Source organism: Pseudactinotalea sp. HY158, from assembly GCF_009660225.1.
Classification (GTDB): Bacteria; Actinomycetota; Actinomycetes; order Actinomycetales; family Beutenbergiaceae; genus HY158.
Genome location: NZ_CP045920.1, coordinates 2531690 through 2556060, shown reverse-complemented (window position 1 = coordinate 2556060; position 24371 = coordinate 2531690). Strand labels below are relative to the sequence as shown.

General features: G+C 67.1%; 15 protein-coding genes. 2 read left to right on the top strand and 13 right to left on the bottom strand.

What is annotated here, in order from left to right:
• Positions 1-51: 51 nt before the first annotated feature.
• The 10 genes from GCE65_RS11230 to GCE65_RS11185 form a co-directional block, all read right to left on the bottom strand.
• Positions 52-456 carry a type II toxin-antitoxin system VapC family toxin gene (locus tag GCE65_RS11230; protein WP_153878454.1) on the bottom strand — a complete coding sequence of 135 codons (405 nt, stop codon included), beginning with the start codon at positions 454-456 and terminating at the stop codon, positions 52-54.
• On the bottom strand, positions 453-686 hold the full coding sequence (locus tag GCE65_RS11225; RefSeq protein WP_152910105.1) for a hypothetical protein: 234 nt from the start codon (positions 684-686) through the stop codon (positions 453-455). Before GCE65_RS11225 ends, GCE65_RS11230 begins: the two co-directional genes overlap by 4 nt.
• A gap of 53 nt (positions 687-739) precedes the next feature.
• Positions 740-2176, bottom strand: coding sequence for a rhamnulokinase family protein (locus GCE65_RS11220; RefSeq protein WP_153878453.1), 1437 nt, complete (start codon positions 2174-2176; stop codon positions 740-742).
• 5 nt (positions 2177-2181) lie between these two features.
• The gene (locus GCE65_RS11215) at positions 2182-4215 is read right to left on the bottom strand and encodes a bifunctional aldolase/short-chain dehydrogenase (protein WP_153878452.1); all 2034 of its coding nucleotides are present in this window, start codon (positions 4213-4215) and stop codon (positions 2182-2184) included.
• A 45-nt stretch (positions 4216-4260) separates the two neighbouring features.
• Positions 4261-5430 carry an L-rhamnose isomerase gene (gene rhaI, locus GCE65_RS11210; RefSeq protein WP_370460227.1) on the bottom strand — a complete coding sequence of 390 codons (1170 nt, stop codon included), beginning with the start codon at positions 5428-5430 and terminating at the stop codon, positions 4261-4263.
• Between the two features lie 10 nt (positions 5431-5440).
• Positions 5441-5797 (bottom strand): L-rhamnose mutarotase, encoded by a 357-nt coding sequence (locus GCE65_RS11205; protein ID WP_153878450.1) that lies wholly within the window; start codon positions 5795-5797, stop codon positions 5441-5443.
• Between the two features lie 61 nt (positions 5798-5858).
• Positions 5859-6908: a rhamnose ABC transporter substrate-binding protein gene (gene rhaS / locus GCE65_RS11200; RefSeq protein WP_153878449.1), complete on the bottom strand. Its 1050-nt coding sequence runs from the start codon at positions 6906-6908 to the stop codon at positions 5859-5861.
• 52 nt (positions 6909-6960) lie between these two features.
• Entirely contained in the window at positions 6961-8004 is a 1044-nt protein-coding gene (locus tag GCE65_RS11195) for an ABC transporter permease (protein WP_152910109.1), read from the bottom strand.
• On the bottom strand, positions 8001-9029 hold the full coding sequence (locus tag GCE65_RS11190) for an ABC transporter permease (protein ID WP_152910110.1): 1029 nt from the start codon (positions 9027-9029) through the stop codon (positions 8001-8003). The genes GCE65_RS11195 and GCE65_RS11190 overlap by 4 nt, the downstream gene beginning before the upstream one ends.
• Positions 9026-10549, bottom strand: a complete 1524-nt coding sequence (locus tag GCE65_RS11185; RefSeq protein WP_153878448.1) for a sugar ABC transporter ATP-binding protein — start codon at positions 10547-10549, stop codon at positions 9026-9028. Before GCE65_RS11185 ends, GCE65_RS11190 begins: the two co-directional genes overlap by 4 nt.
• Before the next feature lie 192 nt (positions 10550-10741).
• Between GCE65_RS11185 and GCE65_RS11180 the strand changes: the two genes are divergently transcribed.
• Both GCE65_RS11180 and GCE65_RS11175 read left to right on the top strand, forming a co-directional pair.
• Positions 10742-11746, top strand: a complete 1005-nt coding sequence (locus GCE65_RS11180) for a LacI family DNA-binding transcriptional regulator (RefSeq protein WP_153878447.1) — start codon at positions 10742-10744, stop codon at positions 11744-11746.
• Between the two features lie 361 nt (positions 11747-12107).
• Positions 12108-15854: a glycosyl hydrolase gene (locus GCE65_RS11175; protein ID WP_194928681.1), complete on the top strand. Its 3747-nt coding sequence runs from the start codon at positions 12108-12110 to the stop codon at positions 15852-15854.
• Positions 15855-16426: 572 nt separating this feature from the next.
• Here the strand turns inward: GCE65_RS11175 and GCE65_RS11170 are convergent.
• The 3 genes from GCE65_RS11170 to GCE65_RS11160 form a co-directional block, all read right to left on the bottom strand.
• Positions 16427-17518, bottom strand: coding sequence for an IS630 family transposase (locus tag GCE65_RS11170; protein ID WP_153878446.1), 1092 nt, complete (start codon positions 17516-17518; stop codon positions 16427-16429).
• A gap of 635 nt (positions 17519-18153) precedes the next feature.
• Positions 18154-21555 carry a glycosyl hydrolase gene (locus GCE65_RS11165; RefSeq protein WP_194928680.1) on the bottom strand — a complete coding sequence of 1134 codons (3402 nt, stop codon included), beginning with the start codon at positions 21553-21555 and terminating at the stop codon, positions 18154-18156.
• Positions 21556-22076: 521 nt separating this feature from the next.
• Positions 22077-24353 (bottom strand): FAD/NAD(P)-binding domain-containing protein, encoded by a 2277-nt coding sequence (locus GCE65_RS11160; protein WP_153878444.1) that lies wholly within the window; start codon positions 24351-24353, stop codon positions 22077-22079.
• Between the last annotated feature and the right edge of the window lie 18 nt (positions 24354-24371).

The following is a 24371-nucleotide window of genomic DNA, read 5'->3' as shown; positions in this document are numbered from 1 at the left end:
CAGCGCGGGATTCTGTCGAGGTCGACGCCCTCGACAGAATCCCGCGTTCGGCTACTGCTCCGGCGCCGCGACCGCGCAGCGCAGGCCCGGTGCCCGGCCGATCCGCCGGTCGAGGGTGACGAGCGTCGCGTCCAGGAGCTCCGCCAGCGCGACGTAGCCGGCGTCGTAGGCCGTCAGATTCGGCCGCAGTTGCCAGGCCCTGGGGCCGAGAAGCTCATAGGGCCACTGCTCGATGGCCAGTCCGAGGAGATCGGCGTGGGCGGCGGACGCCTGATCGGACGTGACGAGTCCGGCGAGTTCGTGGCGCCGGAGGATGTTCGCGACCTCGAACGGGAGCAGCGTGGGGGCGTGGAGGTCGGCGCCGATCAGCGCATCGGTGGACCAGCGTCCGTCGGCCCCGGAGTCCAGCAGGAGGGCGACCACCGCCGAGGCGTCGCAGACGACCTGCGCTTTCATCGCCGGTCGGCGTCACGGGCGGCGAGGATCGATCCGGCATCGACCCGGGTTCCGGTCGCCTCGACCCGGGCCCGGGCGCGCGCGATCGCGTCGTCGACATCGGGGCGCGCGGCCTTCGCCACGAGCATGCCGCGCAGGTACTCCTGGAGTGACATCCCGGCGCGGGCGGCGCGCACGGCCAGCTCGGCCCGCACGTGGTCGGGCACGTCCCGCACCGTGATCGCAACCATGCAGCTATTTTAGCAGCAGTGCCTGCAATTCGGCGGTGTCGATGTCGCCGGGTTCACGCCGCCGGTTCGAACCGGCGCAGCTCGACCGAGCGCGCCACCACGGCCCGCAGCTCCTCGAGGCCGCCGGTGACCCAGCCGTGATGGCGGGCCTGTACGAGCACGTTCCCCAGCGCCGTCCCCTCGACGGGACCGGCGACCACGGGCAGGCCGGCACGGTCGGCCGTGCGCTGACACAGCAGTTCGTTGAGCGAGCCGCCGCCGACCACGTGGATCGTGCGCAGGGGCGTGATGCCGCCGAGCCGGGCGGCGTCGTGGGCGGTGCGGGCGAACGCCTCGGCGAGGCTCTCGACGATCGAGCGGGTCACGGCGGCCGGCCCGGCGGGGGCGCGCAGGCCGCGGCCGGTGAACCAGGCGCTGATCCGGGCGGGCATGTCGCCCGGGGCGAGGAACGCCTCGTCGTCGACGTCGAAGAGCGGTGCCTCCTCGACCCGGGCCGCCTCCCGCAGCAGGGCGGGCACGCTCACGTCCAGGCCCGAGCGCTGCCACGTGCGCACCGATTCGCTCAGGAGCCACAGCCCCATGACGTTGCGCAGCAGCCGGATCCGCCCGTCCACGCCGCCCTCGTTCGTGAAGTTCGCCGCGCGGGCGGCCTCCGTGGTCACGGGCGCCGCGGTCTCCACGCCCACGAGCCCCCACGTGCCGCAGGAGACGTAGGCGCTCGTGCCGGGGTCCATCGGCACGGCCGCGACGGCCGAGGCCGTGTCGTGCGATCCCACGCTCAGCACCGGCACCCCGGCCGGGATGTTCCAGTACTCGCTTGCCCGGGCGTGGGTCGGGCCGATCAGCTCGCCGGGGTCGACGAGCGGGGCCAGCAGCGCGCGGTCGACGCCGGCGGCGCGCAGGATGCCCGGATCCCAGTCGCCGGTGTGCACGTCGAGCATGCCCGTGGTCGAGGCGTTCGTGCGTTCGGTGGCGCGGACCCCGGTGAGCTGGAAGTTCACCAGGTCCGGCATGAGCAGCAGCGAGTCGGCCGCCTCGAGCACGCCCCCGCCCCGTTCGGCGGCGAGCTGGTAGAGCGTGTTGAAGGGGAGGAACTGCAGGCCCGTGCGCGCGTAGAGCGCCGCGAAGTCGAGCCGCTCGTGCACATACGCCACGCCGCGGGCCGTGCGCGGATCCCGGTAGTGGAACGGGTCGCCGAGGAGCCGGTCCCCGCGCAGCAGCCCGTAGTCGACCGCCCAGGAGTCGACCGCGATCGAGGCGGCCCCGTGCTCCCGCACGCAGGCCGCCACCCCGCGCGCGAGCGCGCCGAGGAGCCCCGTGAAGTCCCAGTGCAGCCCCGAGGCGAGCGGCGCCGGGCCGTTGCGGAAGCGCGCCACCTCCTCCAGGTGCACCTCGGCCCGGCCGGCCGCCCCGGTGAGGCGGCCGGCCATGACGCGTCCGCTCGTGGCACCCAGGTCCACGGCCGCGACCGTGCGCGTCGTCGATGCCATGGCGCTCAGCGCAGGAACGCGGCGGCGACGCCGGCGTCGACGGGGATGTGCAGGCCGGTCGTGTGGGTCATGTCCGGGCCGGTGATCGCGTGCACCGCGCCGGCGATGTGCTCGGGCAGCACCTCCCGCTTGAGGATGGTGCGCTGGGCGTAGAACGCGCCCAGGTCCTTCTCCTCGATGCCGTACGTGGCGGCCCGGTTCGCGCCCCATCCGGAGGCGAAGATGCCCGAGCCCTGCACGACCCCGTCGGGGTTGACCCCGTTCACCTTGATCCCGAACGCCCCGAGTTCGACCGCGAGCAGGCGCACCTGGTGGGCCTGATCGGCCTTCGCCGCGGAGTAGGCGATGTTGTTCGGCCCGGCGAACACCGAGTTCTTCGAGGAGATGTAGACGATATCGCCGCCCAGGTCCTGCTCGATGAGCACGGCCGCGGCGGCCTTCGACACGAGGAAGGAGCCCTTGGCCATGACGTCGTGCTGGCGGTCCCAGTCGGCCTCGGTGGTCTCCAGCAGCGGCCTGGACAGCGACAGGCCCGCGTTGTTGACCACCAGATCGACGCCCCCGAAGGCGAGCACCGCCGTCCGTAGGCTCTCGGCGATGGCGCCGGCGTCGGCGACGTCGACGCCCACACCGATCGCGACGTCACTCGAGCCGATCTCGGCGGCCACGGCGACCGCCTTCGCCTCGTCCAGGTCCGCGACGATCACGCACGCGCCCTCGGCGGCGAGCCGGGTGGCGATAGCCCGCCCGATCCCGGAGGCCGCGCCGGTGACGAATGCGACCCGGGTGGCGTGCGACTTCGGCGCCGGCATGCGTGCCAGCTTGGCCTCCTCGAGCGCCCAGTACTCGATCCGGAACTTCTCGGAATCCGAGATCGGCGCGTACGTCGAGAGCGCCTCGGCCCCGCGCATCACGTTGATCGCGTTGAGGTAGAACTCGCCCGCGACCCGGGCGGTCTGCTTGTTCCGCCCGAAGGAGAACATGCCCACCCCCGGCACGAGCACGATCGCCGGATCGGCCCCACGCATCGCGGGGGAGTCGGCATCGGCGTGCGCGTCGTAGTAGGCCGCGTAGTCGGCGCGGTAGGCCTCGTGCAGCTCCTTCAGCCGGGCGATCGCCTCGTCCACGGGCGCGTTCGCGGGCAGGTCGAGCACGAGCGGCTTGACCTTCGTGCGCAGGAAGTGATCCGGGCACGAGGTACCCAGCGCCGCGAGATCGGCCAGCTTCTCGCGGGCCATGAACTCCAGCACCGCGTCCGAATCGGTGAAGTGTCCGACCTGGCGCAGGTCACGCGAGGCCAGCCCCCGGATCGTCGGGGCCAGCGCCGCGGCCTTGGCCCGCCGTTCGGCCGGCTCGAGCGCCTCGAACCCGGGCACGACCGCACCGAACGGGTCTGACTTGCCGTGCTCGGCGATATGGGCCTCCGCCGTGCGGATGATCCACAGCGAGTTCGCCTCCGCCTCGCCCGAGGTCTCACCCCAGGCGGTGATGCCGTGCCCGCCGAGGATGCAGCCGATCGCGGCCGGGTTGGCCTCCTTGATCGCGGCGATGTCGAGGCCGAGCTGGAAGCCCGGGCGGCGCCACGGCACCCACACGACCTTCTCGCCGAAGATCGTGGCCGTGAGCTCCTCGCCGTCGGCGGCGGTGGCGATCGCGATCCCGGCGTCGGGGTGGAGGTGGTCCACGTGCGCGGCGTCGACGAGGCCGTGCATCGCGGTGTCGATGCTCGGCGCCGCCCCGCCCTTGCCGTGCAGGGCGTAGTCGAAGGCGGCGACCATCTCGTCCTCGCGCTCGAGGCCCGGATACACCGCCGTCATCGCCCGCAGCCGGTCGAGGCGCAGCACGCACAGGCCCGGCTCGGTCAGGGTGCCCAGGTCACCCCCGGAGCCCTTGACCCACATGAGGTCGACGCCCTCCCCGGTGACCGGGTCGGTCTCGGTGCCCTTGGCGGAGGTGTTCCCGCCGGCGTAGTTCGTGTTCTTCGGGTCGGCGCCCAGCCGGTTGGAGCGGGCGAGCAGGTCGGCGACAGTGGGGTTCATGGTTCAGCTTTCTTGGCTTGTGGACGACGTCTGGCTGGGCTGGTCTCAGGCGCCCCAGCTCGCCTGGGTTCCGCCGATGCGATCGGCCTCGATCCGCTCCTGGTAGCCGGAGGCGCGGTGGGCGGCCATCGGGTCGGCGGGCAGGTTCCGGGACTGGCGCCACTGCGCGAGCGCGGGGCGCACGTCGGTGTAGAAGGCGTCCATGTAGACCTCGTTCGCGGTGAGCACGTCGCCGTCGCGTTCGGCGGCGGCGAGCGCGTCGCGGTCGAGGAGCAGGGCCCGGGCGGTCATCTCCTGCACGTTGAGCACGGAGCGGATCTCGCCGGCGATCTTCGCCTCGACGTTGTGGCACTGGTCGATGAGGAACGTGACCTCGGGGTTGTTCAGGCCGCCGCCGCGGATCACCTCGGCGAGGATGCGGAAGAGCTGGAACGGGTCGGCCGCGCCCACGATGAGATCGTCGTCGGCGTAGAAGCGGGAGTTGAAGTCGAACGCGCCGAGCTTGCCGAGCCGCAGCAGCTGCATGACGATGAACTCGACGTTCGTGCCGGGGGCGTGGTGGCCCGTGTCGAGGCAGACCTTCGCCCGGTCGCCGAGCGCGGAGACCTGCGCGAAGGAGGTGCCCCAGTCGGGCACGTCGGTGTGGTAGGTCGCCGGCTCGAAGAACTTGTATTCGAGCACCATCCGCTGCTCGGGGCCGAGGCGGGAGTAGATCGCCTCGAGGGACTCGGCGAGGCGGTCCTGGCGGCCGCGCAGATCGCCCTGGCCCGGATAGTTCGTGCCGTCGGCGAGCCAGACCTTCAGGTCGCGGCTGCCCGTGACGTCCATGACGTCGATGCACTCGTAGTGGTGGTCGATCGCCTTCTGGCGGACCCCGGCGTCGACGTGGGCGAGGCTGCCGAACTTGTACTCGTCCTGCTGGAACGTGTTGGAGTTGATCGTGCCGATCCGCACCCCGTGCTCGCCGGCGTGGTCGCGCAGGTCGGCGAAGGAGTCGACCCGGTCCCACGGGATGTGGAGCGCGACGGCCGGTGCCTGACCGGTGTGCCGGTGCACCTCGGCGGCGTCGGCCACCTTCTCGAACGGGTCGCGCGGGGTGCCCGCGGTGGAGAACACCTTGAACCGGGTGCCGGAGTTCCCGAACGCCCAGGAGGGCAGTTCGATGGCCTGGTCGGCGAGCTGGCTGGTGATGGCCTCAGGAAGCGCAGTCACGATCCTCTGCTTTCTACTTCTCGGTGCGCGGCTGGGCCGCGGCTGTCAATTGGTCCTCGAGATGGAAGATCTCGGTCAGGGGGAGGGCGGCCTGGTCGGGTCGCCCGTCGAGGCCGAGGAAGAATCCCGCCATGGCGGCCTCCCATCGGGCCGTGCGGGGATCCGCAGCGAGCGCCGCCCGGGAGGCTGCGTCGTCGTCCGTCTCGTAATAACCCACGAGCAGACCATCGGGACGCAGAAACAGGGAGTAGTTGCGCCGTCCGCTCGCGGCGATCGCCTCGAGCATCTCGGCCCGGACGCGCCGGTGGGCGTCCACGTACTCGTCGATCCGTGCGGGATCGACCTGCAGCTGGAAGCAGATCCGTTCCACCCCTGTGCCTCCCTGATGAGGTGGTCCGGGCCGGGGGATGCCCGGCCCGGACCACGGTCGACTAGAAGTCGAAGTCGCCGATGTTGTCGGCGTCGAACACGTACGGGTCGCCGAGGAGCACGACGGAGTCGGCCCCGACGGTGTACTCGCCGAGCTTGCCGGCGGTGAACGTGTCACCCTCGGCGCCGGTGATGTCGCCCGCCACGAGCGCCGCGGCGGCGTAGGAGGTGAGGTAGCCGAGGTCCTCGGGGTTCCACAGGGCGAAGGCGGTCACGGTGCCGTCCTCGACGTAGTCGCGCATCTGGTTCGGCGTGCCGAGGCCGGTGAGTGCGACCTCGCCCTTGTACTCGGAGGTGCTCAGGTAGCGGGCGGCCGCGGCGATGCCGACGGTCGTGGGGGAGATGATGCCCTTGAGATCCGGGTTCGACTGCAGCAGGGCCGCGGTCTTGTCGAAGCTCGTCTGGTCGTCGTCGTCGCCGTAGACGACCTCGGTGATGGTCAGGTCGGGGTACTCGGAGGCCGCGTAGGTCTTCATGTCCTCGATCCAGGCGTTCTGGTTCGTGGCGTTGGCCGAGGCGGACAGGATCGCCACGTCGCCGGCGCCGCCGATCTGGTCGGCCACGAGGTCGACCTGCACCTTGGCGATGCCTTCGGCGTCGGCCTGGTTGATGAACAGGTCGCGGCACTCGGCGTCGGTGTCGGAGTCGAACGTGACCACCTTGACGCCCGCGTCGCGCGCCTCGTTCAGGGCGTCGCAGATGGCGGTCGGGTCGTTCGCGGAGATCGCGATCGCGCCGACGCCCTGCTGGGTGAGGGTGTTGATGTAGCTCACCTGGGCGTCGGGGGTGGCCTCGGCCGGGCCGACCTCGTTGAACGTGCCGCCGATCTCCTCGAGGGCCGCCTTGCCGCCCTTGGAGGAGGTGTCGAAGTAGGGGTTGCCGAGGTTCTTCGGGAGGAAGGTGACCGAGACGTCGCCGCCGCCGTCGCCGCCGTCGCCATTGCCGGCGCCGTCGCCGTCGCCGTTCGAGCCTGTGCCGCTCGAACACGCGCCGAGCGCGAGGGCGACGGATGCGGCGAGCGCGGCGAATGCACCTGCACGGATCTTCTTCATGGGGTGTCCCTTCATTGGGTGATGGATGGCGAGGATTCGCCGGGTTCGCCGGTCAGGTGTCCGACCGGGAGGATCTGCGCCACGTGGTTCGGAGCCTCCCGAACCACGCGGCGACGCTGGTCGAGACCACGGAGGCCACGAGCAGGAGTCCGGTGATGATGTTGATGACGTCGGAGGTGACGTTCGCGAGCCGGAGTGCGCTGGCGAGGGCGCCGATGAGCAGCACGCCGAACACGACGCCGTGGATCGCGCCCCGGCCCCCGAAGATGGAGACCCCGCCGAGGAGTACGGCCGCGATGACCTGGAGTTCGAGGCCCGTGGCGTTGTCGCCGCGGGCGCTGCCGTAGCGGAGCGTGTAGTAGATGCCCGCGAGGGCGCTGATCAGGCCCGTGAGCATGAACAGGATGAACTTCGTGCGGTGCACGCGCACCCCGGAGAAGTGGGCCCCCTCCTTGGACAGGCCGATCGCGAAGATGCCCCGGCCGAAGGAGGTGAAGTGCAGCACCGCGGCGAACACCACGAGCAGGGCGAGGAAGAGCAGCGTGACCACGGGCAGGTCCGTGGAGCCGATGTTCGCCTTCGCCAGGTCGGTCCAGAACTCGGGGAAGTCGGTCACGGCGGTGGTTCCGAGGAGCCCGACCGCCAGGCCGCGGAACAGGGCCAGGGAGCCGATGGTGACCGCGAGGGAGGGAAGGCCGACGACCGTGACGAGGAAGCCGTTGATCGCCCCGGCCACGGCGCCCGCGACGAGGGCGAGGATCGCCGCGAGCCCGAACGGCATGCCCGCCTGCACGAGGACCCCGGTGAGCACGCTCGAGAGCCCGACGACGGAGGCCACCGACAGGTCGATCTCGCCCGTGACGATCACGAGGGTCATCGGCAGCGCGATGAGCAGGATCGGCATGTTGTCGAGCAGGAGGTAGCGCAGGGTGATGGGCTGGGAGAAGCCCTGGACCGTGCCGGCGGCGACGAGCACGACCGCCACGAGCAGGGCGAGGATCGCCATCTCGCGGGTGAGGAGCATGCGCTGCCAGGCGGGCCTGGCGTGGTCGGGGATGATCCGGGCCTGGGGCGCCTCGGTGGCCACGGTCGTCATGATTCGTCCCTTTCTCGGGCGAGGCGCAGTTGTCGCTTCTGGCGCAGCTCGAGCACGCGGTCGAGCACGATGGCGCCGATGATCAGGGCACCGACGACGGCGCGCTGCCAGAAGTCGGGGATGCCGAGGATGGGCAGGGAGCGGTTGATCGTCATGAGGAGCACGGCGCCGATGGCCGCGCCGAGCACGGTGCCGGAGCCGCCGAAGATCGCCACGCCGCCGATGACGGCGGCCCCGACCGCCTCGAGCTCCCAGCCGGAGCCGGCGCCGGAGGAGACCGTGCCGTAGCGGGCGGCGTAGAGCACGCCGGCCAGGCCGGCGAGTGCGCCGGAGGCCACCATGACCGTGAGCACCCGGCGGCGTACGTTCAGGCCGTAGAGCTCGGCCGCGTCGGGGTCGGAGCCGATCGCGTAGAACTCGCGGCCCGCTCGGGTGTTCTTCATGTACCAGGCGGCGACCACGAGCACCGCGACGGCGATGATCGTGAGGATCGGGATGGTCAGCACGCGGCCGGTGCCCAGGTGGAGGAACGGTTCCGGCAGGTCGGAGGCGTTGATGCGGCTGCTGCCGGCCCACATGACGTTGACGCCGCGGAAGGCGTAGAGCGTTCCGAGGGTGATGACGAGGGAGGGCACCTTCGCGTACGTGACCAGCACGCCGTTGAACAGCCCGAGCGCCGCCCCGAACGCGACGGCGATGAGCACGACCGCGATGATCGGCAGGCCCGGGTGGTCGATGAACAGACGGCCGGTGAGGAACGCCGAGAGCCCGAGCACGGATCCGACCGAGAGGTCGACGTTGCGGGTGATGATGACCATCGCCTGGCCCACGGCCAGGAGCACGAGGATCGACGGGGTGAGCAGCAGGTCGCGCCAGCCGTCGGAGCTGAACAGGAAGTTCTGGTTCGTCAGGGTCGCGGCGGCGATCACCAGGAGCAGCGCGAGCAGGATCCCCAGTTCCCGGGCCCGGCCCGCGTGGGCGACCCGGCGGGTCACAGTGGTCTTCTCGATCGTGGCGGTGGTCATGAGGCCACTCCTTCCGCGTGGGTGGCCGCGAACATGACGTTCTCGGAGGTGGCGTGCGCGCGGTCGATCTCGGCGGTGATCCGCCCCTCATGCATGACGAGGATCCGATCGGCCATGCCGAGCACCTCGGGGAGTTCGGAGGAGATCATGACGATCGCCAGGCCCGTGCCGGCCAGCTCGGACAGGAGCCGGTGCACCTCGGCCTTCGTGCCGACGTCGATGCCCCGGGTCGGTTCGTCGATGAAGAGCACCCGCGGGTTCGTGGCGAGCCACTTGCTCAGCACGACCTTCTGCTGGTTGCCGCCGGAGAGGGTGCCGGCGACCGTGTCGAGGGAGTTGGACTTCACCTCGAGTCGGCGGGCCCAGTCGCGGGCGCTCGCGTTCTCGGTGCGGGTGGCGATGAGGCCGAACCGGGCGAGGGCGGTGCGGATCGCGAGGGTCATGTTGCGTCCGACCGAGGCGTCGATCACGAGCCCCTGCTTGCGCCGGTCCTCGGGCACGAGCGCGAGCCCGCGGGCCATCGCGGCGGCCGGATTGCCCGGGGGGAGCCGCGTGCCGTCGACCGTCACCGTGCCGGAGTCGTAGGGGTCGACGCCGAAGACGGCGCGCGCGACCTCGCTGCGGCCGGCGCCGACGAGGCCCGCGAGGCTGACGATCTCGCCGGCCCGCACGGTGAAGGAGATGTCGGAGAAGGTGCCGGCGCGGGTGAGGTGCTCGACCCGGAGGATCTCCTCGCCGACCGCGGCCGGTTGTTTGGGGAAGAGCTCGGTGACCTCGCGCCCGACCATCTGCCGCACGAGTTCGTCGACGCTCGTGTCGGCGACCGGGGAGGTGGCGATGTAGCTGCCGTCGCGCATGACGGTCACGACGTCGCACAGCGCGAAGATCTCGTCGAAGCGGTGGGAGATGAACACGAGCGCGCGGCCCTCGTCGCGCAGGCTGCGGGCGATCGCGAAGAGCCGCTCCACCTCGACCCCGGACAGCGCCGCGGTGGGCTCGTCCATGATGAGCAGGGAGGCGTCGAGGGAGACGGCCTTGGCGATCTCGATCACCTGCTGATCGGCGATCGAGAGGCCCTCGGCCGGCCGCTCGGGATCGATCGAGACGCCGAGCCGGTCGAAGAGCTCGGCGACCTCGGCGCTCATGGCGGCGCGGTCGATGCGGCCGAACCGGCCCACCGGCTGGCGCCCCATGAAGATGTTCTCGGTCACGCTCAGGTCGGGGAACAGGGTCGGCTCCTGGTAGATCACCGCGATGCCGGCGCCCTTGGACTCGGCGGTCGAGGTGAAGTTCACGTCCTCGCCCTGGAAGGAGAACGTGCCGCCGTCGCGCTGGTAGAGGCCGGCGACGATCTTGACGAGGGTCGACTTGCCGGCGCCGTTCTCGCCGACGAGGGCGTGGATCGATCCTCCGTGGACTTGGAGCGAACCGGAGCGCAGCGCGACGACCGGGCCGAACGACTTGCGGATCTGCTGCAAGTCGAGGACCGGAGTCGGCGGTGGAGGGGGAGTGGTCGTCATTGATCCTGATCACTGTCTAGCGGATGGACACCATGTCTCGTGGAGAGACGCTCTATGAATCGTTTCATGGAGTGATGGAGCACACTGTTGCACGATCGATCCGCAGGCGTCAAGACGACGGCGCGGACCGTGACCGCGGTGTTACCCTTCCCGGCAGTTGGTCGGGTGAAACGATTCGAGATGAGGATGGCGATGGCCGTAAGCGTGCGGGATGTGGCTGCCTTGGCGGGGGTGTCGGTCGGCACGGTCTCGAACGTGCTCAACCGGCCCGAGAAGGTCGCCCCGGCGACCGTCGAGCGCGTGCAGGGGGCGATCGGCGAGCTCGGCTTTGTGCGCAACGACGCCGCCCGGCAACTGCGGGCTGGGCGCAGCAGCACCCTGGCGATGGTCGTGCTCGACGTCGCGAACCCGTTCTTCACGGATGTCGCCCGCGGGGCGGAGGAGCGGGCCGCCGAGGACGGCCTCACCGTGCTGCTGGGCAACAGCGACGATCAGGCCGAGCGCGAGGCGCTCTATCTCGAGCAGTTCGAGCAGCAGCGCGTCCGGGGCGTGCTCATCACCCCGGTCGCCGAGGACATGCCGCTGCTGAGACAGCTCCGCGAGCGCGGCACGCCCGTGGTGCTCGTCGACCGGGAGGTGGGGGACCGCACGTTCTCATCCGTCGCGGTCGACGACGTCGCCGGGGGCCGGCTCGCCGTGGAACACCTCCTCGACGGTGGGCGTCGACGCATCGCCTACGTCGGAGGGCCCGTGGGGACCCGGCAGGTCATCGACCGCCTCAGTGGTGCCCGGCGCGCGGTCGCCGCCGTCGACGGGGCGAGCCTCGAGACGGTCGAGACCAGGGCGCTCACCGTTCACCAGGGCCGCGAGGCGGGCGAGGCGATCGCCGGCCGCGACCGGGCCGACCGGCCCGATGCGATCTTCGCAGCGAACGACCTGCTCGCCATCGGGGTGCTCCAGGGCCTGCAGCGATCCAAGGTGGAAGTGCCGACCGAGGTCGCGCTCATCGGCTACGACGACATCGACTTCGTGCAGTCCACCGTCGTGCCGCTCTCCTCCATCAAGCAGCCCGCCCACCTCATCGGCCGCACGGCCGTCGAACTGCTGCTGCAGGATGCCGCGGGCGCGGGATCACCTCCCGAACAGGTCGTCTTCGACCCCGAGCTCGTGGTGCGGGAGTCGACGCAGACGACCTGAGTCGATCGGAGGTATCGCTCCTCCGCCGTTCCGGGCCGCGCTGTCAGCTCTTGACGCCCCCCAACCCACACGCTAGTCTCGGAAAGACGTCAAATTTAATCGATTCAATGACGACGATCGATCGCTTGACGAGGCGTCGACCACGAAGGTCGGCGCGAGGCTCACGTCTCCAGGCGTCAAGTGAATCGTATCAATTGCCGAAGTCGGACCACCGAAGGTCCGACGGCGAACGGAAGGACGGAGAAAGGACGAAGGTAGGGCGTCGAACCGCAGGATGCGTCGACGCTGGAGTCGCAACGATCGGGCGCTGCCGGACTGGGAGTGCCCGGAAGGTCTTCGACGACGAAGAGAGAGTGGATCAATGAATATCGTGAGAAGTCGCGCTCTGAAGAGAGCGGCTTGGCTGCCTGCGGGAGCGCTGGCATTGTCGATGGTCGCGGCCTTGCCGGCCACGTCGGACGACGTCGCGTCCGATGTTGGGTTGCCCCCGGCGGCGGATCCGGCAGTGTCGGCGTTCGCCCAGCAACTAGAAGACGACTACATCGACCCCGACCGGGTCTACAGCACGGACGTCCGCTGGTGGCTCGGCGACGCATCGCACACGGACGAGACCCTCCTCGAGGAGATCCAGGCGCTCTACGATGGTGGCTTCCGCGGAGTCGAACTCTGCATGCAAAACGACAGTGCGGCGTCCGATCAGGTTTATGGGTACGGCACAGAGATGTGGGCCCACAAGTGGAACCTGATGATGAACAAGCTGCTCGATCTGGACATGGGTGTCTATCTGACATCAGGGACGAATTGGTCCACATCTAATGTTCCCGGACTGGACCCGACAAGCCAGTCCGCGATGCAGAACCTCACCCTCGGCACCGCAACCGTCCAGGCCGGGGAGTCGGTCGACGTGTTGCCGACCCCCGCAGCGAATGCGCAGCTCGATGGTGCCTCATTCGTGACGGCATATGCCTACAGGATCGTTTCTGACAACACGGTTGACACAGGAAGCTTCGTGGATCTTGCCCCCATGCTCGAAGAGGGCGAGACGGTGTGGGAACAATCCCCTGACTGGGACGTTCCGACTGACGGCGACTACCGGATCTTCGCGCTCTGGACCCAGGGGACCTACCAGACGTCAAGCCCGGCGAATGAGCCGAGCTACGCAACGAACTACTTCGATGAGCGTGGTGTCGAGGCGCTGAAGTCCTTCTGGGAGGATCACTACCTGGCTGACCCTGAGCTTCGAGCGAAGATCCTGGAAGGCGACGTCCAGCTCTTCATGGACTCACTCGAGATGAGCACGGGCCGTGGATTCACGTGGTGGGCTGAAGACATGGCTGAACAATTTGAAGAGCGGAAGGGGTATGATGTTACGCCGTACCTGTTCCTCATCGACGGGGTCGGAAATGTGTGGAACAACCCGTACCATTCGGTCGCTACAGCCGGCAAGTACCGGCTGGACGGTGACGAGGATCTTCGCCAGCGGGTGGTGAATGATTATCAGGATGTCCTCACCCAGTTGTACCGGGAGCGAATGCTGCAGCCTCTGAAGACGTGGCTCAACTCTGTCGGGATCGAGACTCGCGCGCAGATCTCCTACGGGCAGCCGATTGAGATGTCGGAGCCCGCGATGGACGTGGACTACCCCGAGACGGAGAACCGGAACCAATACAACCAGGTTGACATCTTCAGGTATTGGACTGGCGGTGCGAAGCTGGAGAACAAGGTCCTCTCGTCGGAGACGACCGCTCTCACGTTCGGCGCTAATGCGACACAACAGCTGCGACTTCAAGACGCCTACTCGCAGTTCGCGTCCGGCATTCAGCGGACGATTTGGCATATTTGGAGTGCGGGTTACGGATACGGGAAATATGAATGGCCCGGATACGAGACTGGTGGCTTCGGGGGCGGCTTCGCTCTCATGGCAGACCGCTTCCCTGCCGCGGAAACATATGACGAGCTGAATGCCCACCTGGGACGAGTTCAGCAGTTGATGCAGACTGGCAAGGCGCGATCTGATGTCGGCTTCGTGCAGCAGAAGTTCGTGCACGGGATGGCATACGGCGGCGGCACCGGGAGTGACAACCGTGCGATGAACTGGCAGCTCGCGCATCAGGGTGTGCAGTATCGATCCACCGAATTGCAGGACAACGGTTACACGTACGACTACTTCAGTCCGCGATTCCTCTTTGATGACGACGTGTACTTTGACGAGGGGTCCAAGACGATCGAAAAGGCCGGATACAAGGCCATCGTATTGTATCAGGACTGGCTCGATTTCGCAAGTGCTCAGCGAATCCTCGATTGGGCGAAGAAGGGTCTCAAGGTCGTCATCCTAGAAGACGCCGCCGCGCGTACCCCGTTCAACGATGGGAAGGACGGAGCGCTTGCCAAAATTGTGAACGAGTTGAAGGGGTTGCCTACTGTCCGACAGGCGACGGTCTACGATAACATCGACTATTTCAGCACGCAGCCGGGTGGATACAACGATAACGTCATTGAGAAGCTGCAGGAGCTTGGCGTGCATCCGTATACTGGCTATTCGGAGCCGAATCAGCAGCTGCTGACTCAGACAAGGGTGGACGACGCTGGCAATCAGTACCTGTACGCCTACAACTATGACGACGGTTCGTATCGGAGCAAAAGTCTGAGGCCTGAAGTTCGAAACGCTCCGAACCCCGGAGATAATATCTCAACAGATATTGAAATGCAGGGAACATTTGTTCCCTACATCATCGATGCGTGGACCGGGGAGGTGACCGAGGTCGCCGACTATCGATGGGTTGATGGGAAGACAATTGTGCCCTTCAGTCTGGACTACAACGACATTAGTCTGATGGCATTCGAAAAGGTTGACGATGCGAAATTGCATGTGACGGACACCTCGGGTGATTCGGCTTACCCTGTACAAGGAGGCATTGCAGTCCGTACGACGGAATCCGGCGAGTTGACTACTGAGCTGAGTGACGGGCGATCGTTCCGCGACAGTGTCACGGTTCCCGAGCGCTTTGATGTCCGCGACTGGGATCTGGCGGTGGAGTCTTGGCGGCCAGGCGAAGTGACGGGCGACCTGGTCCGCACGGAGACGATCGACGGAGTCACGACGATCAACCGGAAGACCTCCACAGAGGTCACGACAATTGAGGTTGAACTCCCTGAACTGACGACATGGGATGAGATCCCTGAGGTTGGCCAGGCGGTTTCCGGAGTGGGACACTACCAGGCCACGTTCGATTGGGACGCTGACTCGGCCACGGGCGCGTATCTCGACTTCGGTCGCTCCTTTGAGGAGAGCATGGAGGTGTGGATCAACGGCACCAAGGTTGGCGGTGAGGTGAGCACGAATCCGACGAAGGTCAAGCGGGACGTCGGCGGAGTCGGCAAGCCGACGATCGACAACGGTCTCGGTGAGCAGGTTCCTCTGGTCGGAGAAGACCTCTCCACCGGTGGTGTCAACTGGATGCGTCCTCTGGTCGACGTCGGTCCGTACCTTCAGGATGGCGACAACGAGATCGAGATTCGGTACTACTCGGCATTGTCGAACGTGCAGTTGGATCGAGGTGTCGCCCGTGTCACGGAGAATGCCAGTGGCTGGTGGAACTACGACATCGACTACCTCTCGTTCGGACCGGAGCAGGCCGTTGTGATTCCGTACGTGGATCAGGAATACGTCGAGGACGACGACTCGGCGGAGGCCGGCTCCGATGGTTCTGTCGACGATTCTGAGGCAGATTCCAACGGTGGCTCGGACGGCGCTGGAACTGATGCATCGGGTGACACGGCCGGTGCAGAGGCGAGCGCCGGTGCTGACGGCGGCGGCGACGACAGCGTGGGTGACGACTCGTCTGCAGTGGATGGGTCGGCTTCTACGGCTGCGGACTCTGACTCTGAGTCGGACGCCGGCGCGGCCGACGACGCTGGTGTCAACGCCGACGGGTCCACCGGTGGCTCTGATTCTGGAGCCTCTGGGGCGACGAACGGTTCCGACGCCGTTCCGCAATTGCCCGACACGGGCGGCTCGAGTCAGGCGGGTCTCATCGTGGCGAGCGTGCTGCTCCTGCTGAGCGGCGCCACCGCCGTGGTCGTACGACGACGGCGCCACACGGCGTAGTCGGCGTCGCGCCTCATCAGGGTGCTCGGTTCGTTCGATCGAACGAATCGAGCACCCTGATGTGTGCCGGTTCTCGGGTGCATTGCCGGGACGGGTTGCAGCCGGCGTCGTAGGGCATAGCCCTCCTCGGAGCAGCGGACTCTTCGGACTTGGGGCTGGGGATCAGGGCTTGAGTCCTGGGATGATGAGGAGCGACGTCGGTGGCCGGACGGATTTCGGTCGCCGTGGGCGAGGCGTCGGTGGAGTTCGATGAAGGCATTGGAGGCCTCGGTGGCGCTCTTGATGGACCGGGCTCCGGTCAAGTAGGCCAAGAACGCGTCGTTCCATCGGCGTAGAGTTCGGTCGAGGCACGCCATCTTGAGTACTCGGCAGGGGGGAAGTGCCTCAGAACCCGCTGGGTCTTCTGGATGCGATACAGCAGGTCAGCCTTACGGCCGCGGCAGCTCGTGGATCCCTGCTGGAGGCGGCGCCGGTCTTCATGGACGGCCCGGGGGTGTTCGACGACGTCGGAGGCGTCAAGCACGGCGGTGGCATCGGTGAGCCAGTCAGCGTAGACCTAGTGGTCTGTCTCATTATTGGCTAACTACTTCCTCGAGTTTGCGGCGGGCTCGCGCGACCTTGGCCAGGATCGACTCGGCGGTGGCGGTCCACACGAACGGCGTCGGGTCCTCGTTGTTGGCCTGCAGGTAGGCCTCGATCGCGGTGATCAGGTCGGGTACCGAGGTGAAGCTGCCCCGGCGTAGCGCCTTGGCGTCCAGGTCGCGGAACCACCGTTCGACCTGGTTCAGCCAGGATGAGGAGGTCGGGATGAAGTGCAGGTGGAACCGCTTGTGCCGGCTCAACCACCGCTGCACGTTGGCGTGCTTGTGAGTGCTGTAGTTGTCCAGGATCACGTGGACCGCCTGGCCCTTGGGCACTTCCGCGTCGATGACCTTCAGGAACTTGAGGAACTCCTCATGCCGGTGCCGGTCGAAGCAGCGTCCGGTCACCTGCCCGGTGAGCACGTTCAGCGCGGCGAACAGCGTGGTGGTGCCGTTGCGTTTGTAGTCGTGGGTCATCGTCGCGCCGCGGCCCTTGATCATCGGCAGCGAGGGCTGGGTGCGATCCAGCGCCTGCACCTGGCTCTTCTCGTCCATGCACAGCACCACAGCCTTCTCCGGTGGGTCCAGGTAGAGCCCGACCACGTCGGTCAGCTTCTCCTCGAACCGCGGGTCGTTCGAGACCTTGAACGTGTCGAGACGGTGCGGCTTGATCCCCAGGTCGTGCCAGATCCGTTGCACCGTGGCGGAACTGACGCCAGCGTGCTTGGCCATCGTGCGGCACGACCAGTGCGTCTCACCCTTGGGCTTGGTGTGCAACGTGTCGTGCACGATCGCGCGTACCTGTTCCTCGGTGATCGTCGCCTTGCGCCCGCGGCCGTCACGAACCTCGCCCAGCTTGGCCAGGCCGTCCTCGGCGAACCGCTCCCGCCACGCTCGCACCGTCACCGGCGTCACGCCCACCTCGGCCGAGATCCGCGTGTTGGCAACCCCGTCCGCAGCCAGCAGCAACGCCTTGGCACGCTGCACCTGCCGGTGCGCGGCGCTCTGGGACCGGGACAACTGCTCCAAGGTGGCCCGCTGGCTGTCCGACATCGGCAACGGCGGGGCTGCTGGTGCGCTCATACAGCAAGAGTACTGGGAAATGCCTAGTTATTTGCGAGACACACCACTAGTTCCAGTGCCCCGGGACCAGATCGAGCAGCCGGACGTGGACGTTGCCCACGGCTTCGCGGGTCAGGCCTCCATGCCGGCCATCTCCTCGACGCGGCGGTGCCCGGGGTCGACATGGTGCCAGATGCGCACATCGACCCCGAGGGCGACCACCCTGATGAAGCGACTCGTCGACGGCCAACTCCACCAGGCGAGGCCTGATCGCGCGCCACAGCTTCTTCCAGGCCACACCCAACTGGCAGGCCAAGCCCTGGACGGTCGCGTCCTCGCCGCGTAGCGGGCCGATCGCCCGCCTCGGCACGAGGACGACCGGTACATCACGCAGCTCATGCAGCCGACGTCTCCGGCTGGGCACCATGACCCGCAGGTCGAACAGCTCATCGGCTGCAAGGGCGCGAAGACCATGATGGTCAACAGCGTCTCGGTGCACTCCACGGTCTGCACATGTAGGTGAGCGATACCCAGGAGCGTGTCATATCGCGCCGCGGGATGGGTCCGTGGGGACATCGCTACGCGCTCCCGCGGCGACGACAACGGGGGAGGCCCGGACGACAGCATGTCCGGACCTCCCCCCCATTGCTTCAGGATCAGTCTTCAGCGTCGAGGAGCGAACGTGAGCGCCTTGAACGGCTGATCACGACCGCTGCCCCCAGGATCAGAGCCATCATGGCCGTGACCACGAGAGGCATACCGTCCTGAATGCCCGTATCAGGCAGTGCTCCGCCAAGGTCTGGGCTACCTGAACCCGACCCTTGCCCTGCGGCTCCGCCGCTGCCGTCCGTGGCACCCGACTCGCTACCGCCAGTGGAATCGCTATCGCTCGCACTGTCGGTACCGGTATCACTGCTCCCACCAGTCTCCGAGTCCGTATCGGCGTCGCTATTCGACTCGCCACCCGGCTCGTCGCTTTCCAGCCTCACCAGAGTGTAAGGAATGACGTCGACATCACCAACGAGGCCGTATGCCTGCGCGGGGCCGGCCGTGCGGTACCCGCGCGTGAGCAGTCGGTTCGTCAGGGTGGACGCGACCGTGATCTCCACATCGTTCGTTCCGGGCACCGCAGCGTCCGAAATGTCGACTCGGAGTGTTCGCAGGTCGAGCCCCTCGACCCGTGTCCCGTTGACAACTACCTCGGCGCTACCACCACTGGTTGAGGACAGCTGGAGCGTGGCACCATTTTCCTCTGACCAGTTCTCAGGAAGCTCGAAGCTCGTCTGATACGTGCCGACCCCAGAGACGTCCGACATGGCAGGGTCCTCACCAGAGAGCGTGGAGAGTTGCTCCTCAGATGCCGGCAGCTCCAGCCACGGCTTCAGGTCGCTGTCCGGAAACTCGAGTACGGTCTTCTTCGTCGTGAAATAGGCCTCGCGAGTGGTGTGACCGAATTTCTCCTCCGTGTTGATGACCTGTTCGCCCTCATTCCAATCCTCGATGGAGATATCCCATTTGTCCAATGAGATGGTGTCGGGAACGGAGACCGGAGTCTCCACAACACTGCCATCTCCCAACACCGTGGTGTAGGTGCCCGATTCCTCCGCAAGCACGTAAGGCGACCCGTCAAGCTCCTGCACTCGAGAGGCATCGGAAGATCGCACCGTGGCTGTCGCATCCGGGTTGTCGAGGTCGACGGCGATGAGTTCCGCTTCGCCCGGCTTGAGCGTGATCTCTACCTCGGTACGTCCGGCCGAATGCTCGAACGTTGGCATCGCGGAGATGTCGCCGGTCCAATCATCGATGGTATAGGGCTTGCCGAGCCCATCCATTGACAGGTCGAAGGCCGTAGCTGGGTCACCCGCATCCTTCTTGAACTTGAAGGAGTACGCGAAGGTGTAGAGCACATTTTCGTCCGGGTCGAAACGCGAGATGGTCATGAGCTTATCGGTCGGGGCGCCGTACTCGACACGAGGCTCGATGCCGAGGTCGGACAGTGCCGCCATCGTGGCGCTCTGATTGTCGACGACCCGAACATTGGGGAGCGCCTTGATCTGCTTCACAATGTTGGTGAGCTCACTGAAGTCGTCATTGAGGAATCGGGTCGTGGAAGCGGCCTCATCGTATGAAATCTCCGGTCCCTGATGGGTGCGGATCTCCGACGTGTTATTCACGAAGAGGATGGGGAGCCCGTCCTCGGCTATCTCGAGCAACCTCTCAGCGCTACTGAGTTCGAGTGAGTCTTGATAGAGGATGACCGCTTGGTAACCCGGGCCGTCGGGCTGCAATTCGGTTGAAGACCACGAGACATTCTCTACGTCTTCAAGCAATTGCGGCGAGAAGTAGTCGTAAGTGTACCCCTCGTGCTGGAGTGACAAATCCTTCCAGAAGTACGGCTTGTCGTTCATGAAGTAGCTGTTCTCCGGAGGCGTGTAGTCCCGAGGCTGCCCGTATGAAATAAAGCGGTTGTCCGTACGGAGGATTGCGATGTCGCGTTGAGGCTGTCCCTGGCGGAGGACCTTTTGATTGCGACCGAGCATCTCAGTCCACTCGGGATAGAACTGGGCCGCCGGCTGTCGGCTGTTGAATCGATCAGAAAAGATCGAGTACATGCCCTCATGTCCGGGCCACTGCGTTGCCGATTCAGATCCTTCGATGCCCGAATAGCCATGGAAGACGGTGCGGTTGACACCGCCCGCGAATTGCAGGTAGGAGATCTGAGTCCAGTGATCCATATTGTAATAGTAATTGTGGCCGCCTACGGCACCTGTCTCGCTCGAGAACGGGAGTCCGTACATGTTCGCGGAGCCGAGCATCCCTCGGTAGACGTCGAGATCACCGTTCTGAGCGAAAGTCTCGGTCTCGACGCCATCGAGGTACTTTGCAGGTGTGGAGATTTCGAATTGCATTCCATATGATGGTTCCGCCCTGAGTGTCATGCCCTTCTCGTGGAGCCACGACTGTAGGGGCTTCAGAACGTTCTCCTCATAGAGTTCCGAGAAGGTCTGGTTCAGGTCGTTCCGGATCTTTTGGACCGTGTCGCTATACTCAGTCGTGGCCGGATTGTAGTCGTACATCACCGGTACGTCGGAATTGTGGCGGCCGCGATCCCAGGTAACGACCGGGAGGTACGGGGTGACGTCGTATCCACGACGCTGCTGGAACTCCTCTCGGAAGTGATAGCCCCAGAGGAGGCCGGCCGTAGCGAAGCTCTCGGTCTCGAGTGAATCCATGTAGATTTCGCCCCGATCGTTCTGTTGAATCTGTTCGAGAAGATCGGGAGTGAATAGATATTCCTCCCAATAGTCCTTCATCGCGTCGACGCCGTATCGATCAATATAATTGATCGTATAGTTCGTTGCGACAGAGGGCTCCGCGGTCTGACCGGAGCCGTGCATCCAGTACGCGAACAGGGCATATTGGCCATCGTCTGGAGCTGTCCAGGTGATGGAGGCGGGCTCTCCGTCGGCGACCTCGTCGGTAATGTCTGTCAGCGATTCGAACGCCAGCGTCCCGGGCTCTGTTCCCTCGTCGAAGTCGTAGTCCTGACCACTCTCTGGGCGTGCTTCGGTGAGCCTGGCTGCTACGACGGCTTCGAGGGTGAAGGTGTGGGCGTCGGCCGCGTCCTCGGTGAGCGGAGGCTTGGGGAGCGTGCCATCGAAGGTCTCGCCGGGATCTAGGAGGATGGTGCCATAGTCGAGTTCCTGCGAGGCGGCCTTGTTGTCAAGGTCGAATGTCGCGCCATCCCACGTATATGTATCTGGAAGGTTTGCTGTAGCCCAGTGGGTCCCACTCGTCAGACTGAAGCCGAGCCCGTGCTTGGTTGTCTCCTCGACGACGAGGCGTTGGTCGCTGTTCCATTCGTCTGACCCCCACCCATAGATCGAGGAGTCTGCCCCCTCATCGGGCATTGCCAAGATCTCGGCCGCGCCGAATCCCGAATCGGCGATCTCTTGTACGTTCTTGCGAAGGGTTTCGTCCGTGTTCAGACCTTCTGCGAGCCACCATCTGACATCTGGACGATATTCGGCTTCGATCTCATCATAGAGTTCATGCATGCGTGCCTCGAAGTCTGACGCGGGTGTATCAGGCTCCGCGGAGACTCCAGTGGCGGGTGCTTGCGCTAGCGGCAGTAACAAGGCTGCCGTGGCGAGCGATGCCGCCGATCTATACGGGTGCTTCATTCCCTTTCCATTCTCTTCGCTGAGTGGGTCCCGCAGTCCGACGTGCCTGTCGCTGCTGCGTCCCTGGCGCAGTGATCGACGAAGCGCAGGGTGCTCGTCAGGACGTCTGTGTCGAGCTGCACGTCGAGTGAATCGATTCATTTGAGGTTAGCACGACTTCAGATTTCTGTCTAGGTAGTGGTCGATTCGACAGCGCGCCCTCGTCGCCGAACCACCGTCCGGGCGATGCTTGACCAGTTGGGACACGATGGCAGTCGGTGCTTGGGCGGGTCGATCGCGAGCGCAGAGACGCCTCGACGGTTCGTGGAGCGATTGTCCGCAGGTATCCGACGAGTGCGGTCGGCCTCGAGGACTCGTTATGGCGAGGGGGCGGTGGGAGCTCGAGCGATGAGCACTCAGCCGGCGATGACGGCCGCTGGCTCCTCCGCCCGGACGATCTCGATCACCTGCCCGGCCACGAGATCGGCCCCGGCGATGAGCGGCGAGGGCACGCCGGGCGTTGCGCCGATCGCGGAGCCGGGCTGGACGTCGCCGGCCGGGATCCCCAGCACGAACACCCGCCGGTCGGCCCGGCCGCCGGCGTCGACGAGCGCAAACTCCTCCGTCGTCACGTCGAGCGTCCGGGCGGTCACCGCTTGCCCGCCCGGCCCCGTGCTCCGCCGCAGCAGCCGCGCCCGGCCGCCGGTCAGTAACGAGCGCAGCAGCGGATCATCGGTCACGTCCACGTGGCCCTTCGACATCCGGGTCTCCACGACCGCCTGGGTGCGGAACTCGCGGCCCCGCACGATCGAGCGGCCCACGAACTCCTCGCCGTCGATCGTGAACTCGCTGCCCTCCCCGAGCAGCTCGACCACGCCGGCCCGCACGAGCGCGAGCAGCTGTGCCGTGCGTTCCGGCGGGGGACCGGAGGCGAGCGCCAGCCCGAGCGGGGCGAACCAGCCGTTCACCTCCCGTAGCGCCGAGGCGGCGTCGATCGCCCCGCCCCGCACGAGCCGGGCCACGCGCCCGCGCAGGAACGCCATCGCCCGGTTGACCGTGCAGCGCGGGCTCCGCAACGGATCCGCGATGGAGTCGAGCTCGGCCTCCCTCCACTGCTCGACCCATTTCGCCCAGCGCGCCGGATCGGGCCCGCGCACGTCGGGTCGGTCGAGCCGGGTGGGATCGATCCGCCACCGCTCCTGGGCCACCAGCTCATCCACGAGTCCTTCCAGGTCGGCAACATCCGTCTGTTCGATCCGCGCGAGCACGCTTGCCGGCAGCCGCACCGTCGCCGCATCGTCCCAATCCCCCGGCACGCCTGGGACACCCGAAGCGCCCGGGCCCGTGATCGTCGAAACGGCGGCCGGATGATGTGCCGCGAGGGTGGCCAGATGGGCCACCACGAACTCGCGCGCGAGCTGCGGCCACACGTCCCGACCGAACTCCTGATCGGGCACCTGCGCCGCCTCGGCGAACCACTCCGCCGTGGCCAGCTGCGGCCGGTACGGCGGCGGGAACCCGTCGTAGAACGACTTCGAGCGATACGGAAGCCCACGCCGAGAACCGACGACGAGCCGCGGCTCACGCCCCGAGGGCACGTATCGCAGGTCGAACGCCGAGGCGCCCGCCTGCTCGAACCTCCCGCCGCGCCCCGCCGTGAGCGTGGTGACGACGTCGAAGAAGTTCGCGCCCAGGCCCGCCACGAGCACGTCCTCGCCGCCGGGCACCGCCGCCCAGTCACGTTCGGCGGGCATTCCCGGTTCGATATAGGTGAGACCGTGGACCGCGGCCGCCTCCCGAAAGGCGAGCACCCGCGCGTCGGGCCGGCCCTGCACCATGCCCTGGGCCAGCACGACCGCCGGCGCCGTGACCGACCGGCCGTCGGCCAGTCGCACCGTGCGCGTATCGGCGGCCCCGATGATTCCGGCTGCCCCGACGACCCCGGTGACCTCGGTGGCCTCGGAAACTCCGTGGGCGGGGGGCGCGGCGGTGCCGCCGTCTCCGCCGACCGGGTCGATCCCGACCACGAGCCCGTGCACCTCGGTCACGTCGACACCGCCGCGGGCGACGATGGCCTCGAGCTGCTCGCGGTAGTAGACCCCCTGCAGCCGCCGCGTCGGATACGACCACGGCTCGAGCGTCGCCGCCTCGGCCACCGCCCAGGCCGGGCGGGCGGACGCCACCGGCCACGAGTCCCCGGCGATGCCGACGGGCCGTGCATCGGTCGCCCCGACCGGGCTCGCCGAACGGGGTGAGCCGCCGGCGCTCGCGCCCGGGCGGGCAGCGATCGCCCGCGCCCAGTCGATCAGGTCCGGTCCCGGCGTCAGCGGGCCGGTGAGCCGGGTGGAGGAGTCCGGGTAGATCGTCGTGTGCGCGGCATAGGTGTTGTTGAGGAACTCGGCCGTCTGGTCGGTACGCCACGTGGCCCCGGCGCCGACCTCGACCGCATCGATGAGCATCACCCGCAGGGCCGGGGACCCGCCGTCCTCTCCGCCGCCGGCCCGGCCGAGCCGGGCCGTGAGCCGCTCGAGCAGCGAGATCGCCCGGGGCCCGCCCCCGACCACCACGACGTCGGCGACCAGTTCCGCCAGAGCCGCAGAGCCCGCGAGGGCATCGTCTCCGTCGCCCGCGCCGTCCGCGCCGTCCGCGCCGTCCAAGTCGTCCGCGTCGTCCAGGTCGCCGAAGTCGCTCATGCGGTTCATGGTAGGCAG

Excerpts from the sequence above, each read along its gene's own strand:
- GCE65_RS11230 (WP_153878454.1), bottom strand. The coding sequence starts at position 456 with ATGAAAGCGCAGGTCGTCTGCGACGCCTCGGCGGTGGTCGCCCTCCTG.
- GCE65_RS11225 (WP_152910105.1), bottom strand. The coding sequence starts at position 686 with ATGGTTGCGATCACGGTGCGGGACGTGCCCGACCACGTGCGGGCCGAG.
- GCE65_RS11220 (WP_153878453.1), bottom strand. The coding sequence starts at position 2,176 with ATGGCATCGACGACGCGCACGGTCGCGGCCGTGGACCTGGGTGCCACG.
- GCE65_RS11215 (WP_153878452.1), bottom strand. The coding sequence starts at position 4,215 with ATGAACCCCACTGTCGCCGACCTGCTCGCCCGCTCCAACCGGCTGGGC.
- rhaS (WP_153878449.1), bottom strand. The coding sequence starts at position 6,908 with ATGAAGAAGATCCGTGCAGGTGCATTCGCCGCGCTCGCCGCATCCGTC.
- GCE65_RS11195 (WP_152910109.1), bottom strand. The coding sequence starts at position 8,004 with ATGACGACCGTGGCCACCGAGGCGCCCCAGGCCCGGATCATCCCCGAC.
- GCE65_RS11190 (WP_152910110.1), bottom strand. The coding sequence starts at position 9,029 with ATGACCACCGCCACGATCGAGAAGACCACTGTGACCCGCCGGGTCGCC.
- GCE65_RS11185 (WP_153878448.1), bottom strand. The coding sequence starts at position 10,549 with ATGACGACCACTCCCCCTCCACCGCCGACTCCGGTCCTCGACTTGCAG.
- GCE65_RS11180 (WP_153878447.1), top strand. The coding sequence starts at position 10,742 with ATGGCCGTAAGCGTGCGGGATGTGGCTGCCTTGGCGGGGGTGTCGGTC.
- GCE65_RS11175 (WP_194928681.1), top strand. The coding sequence starts at position 12,108 with ATGAATATCGTGAGAAGTCGCGCTCTGAAGAGAGCGGCTTGGCTGCCT.
- GCE65_RS11170 (WP_153878446.1), bottom strand. The coding sequence starts at position 17,518 with ATGAGCGCACCAGCAGCCCCGCCGTTGCCGATGTCGGACAGCCAGCGG.
- GCE65_RS11165 (WP_194928680.1), bottom strand. The coding sequence starts at position 21,555 with ATGCATGAACTCTATGATGAGATCGAAGCCGAATATCGTCCAGATGTC.
- GCE65_RS11160 (WP_153878444.1), bottom strand. The coding sequence starts at position 24,353 with ATGAGCGACTTCGGCGACCTGGACGACGCGGACGACTTGGACGGCGCG.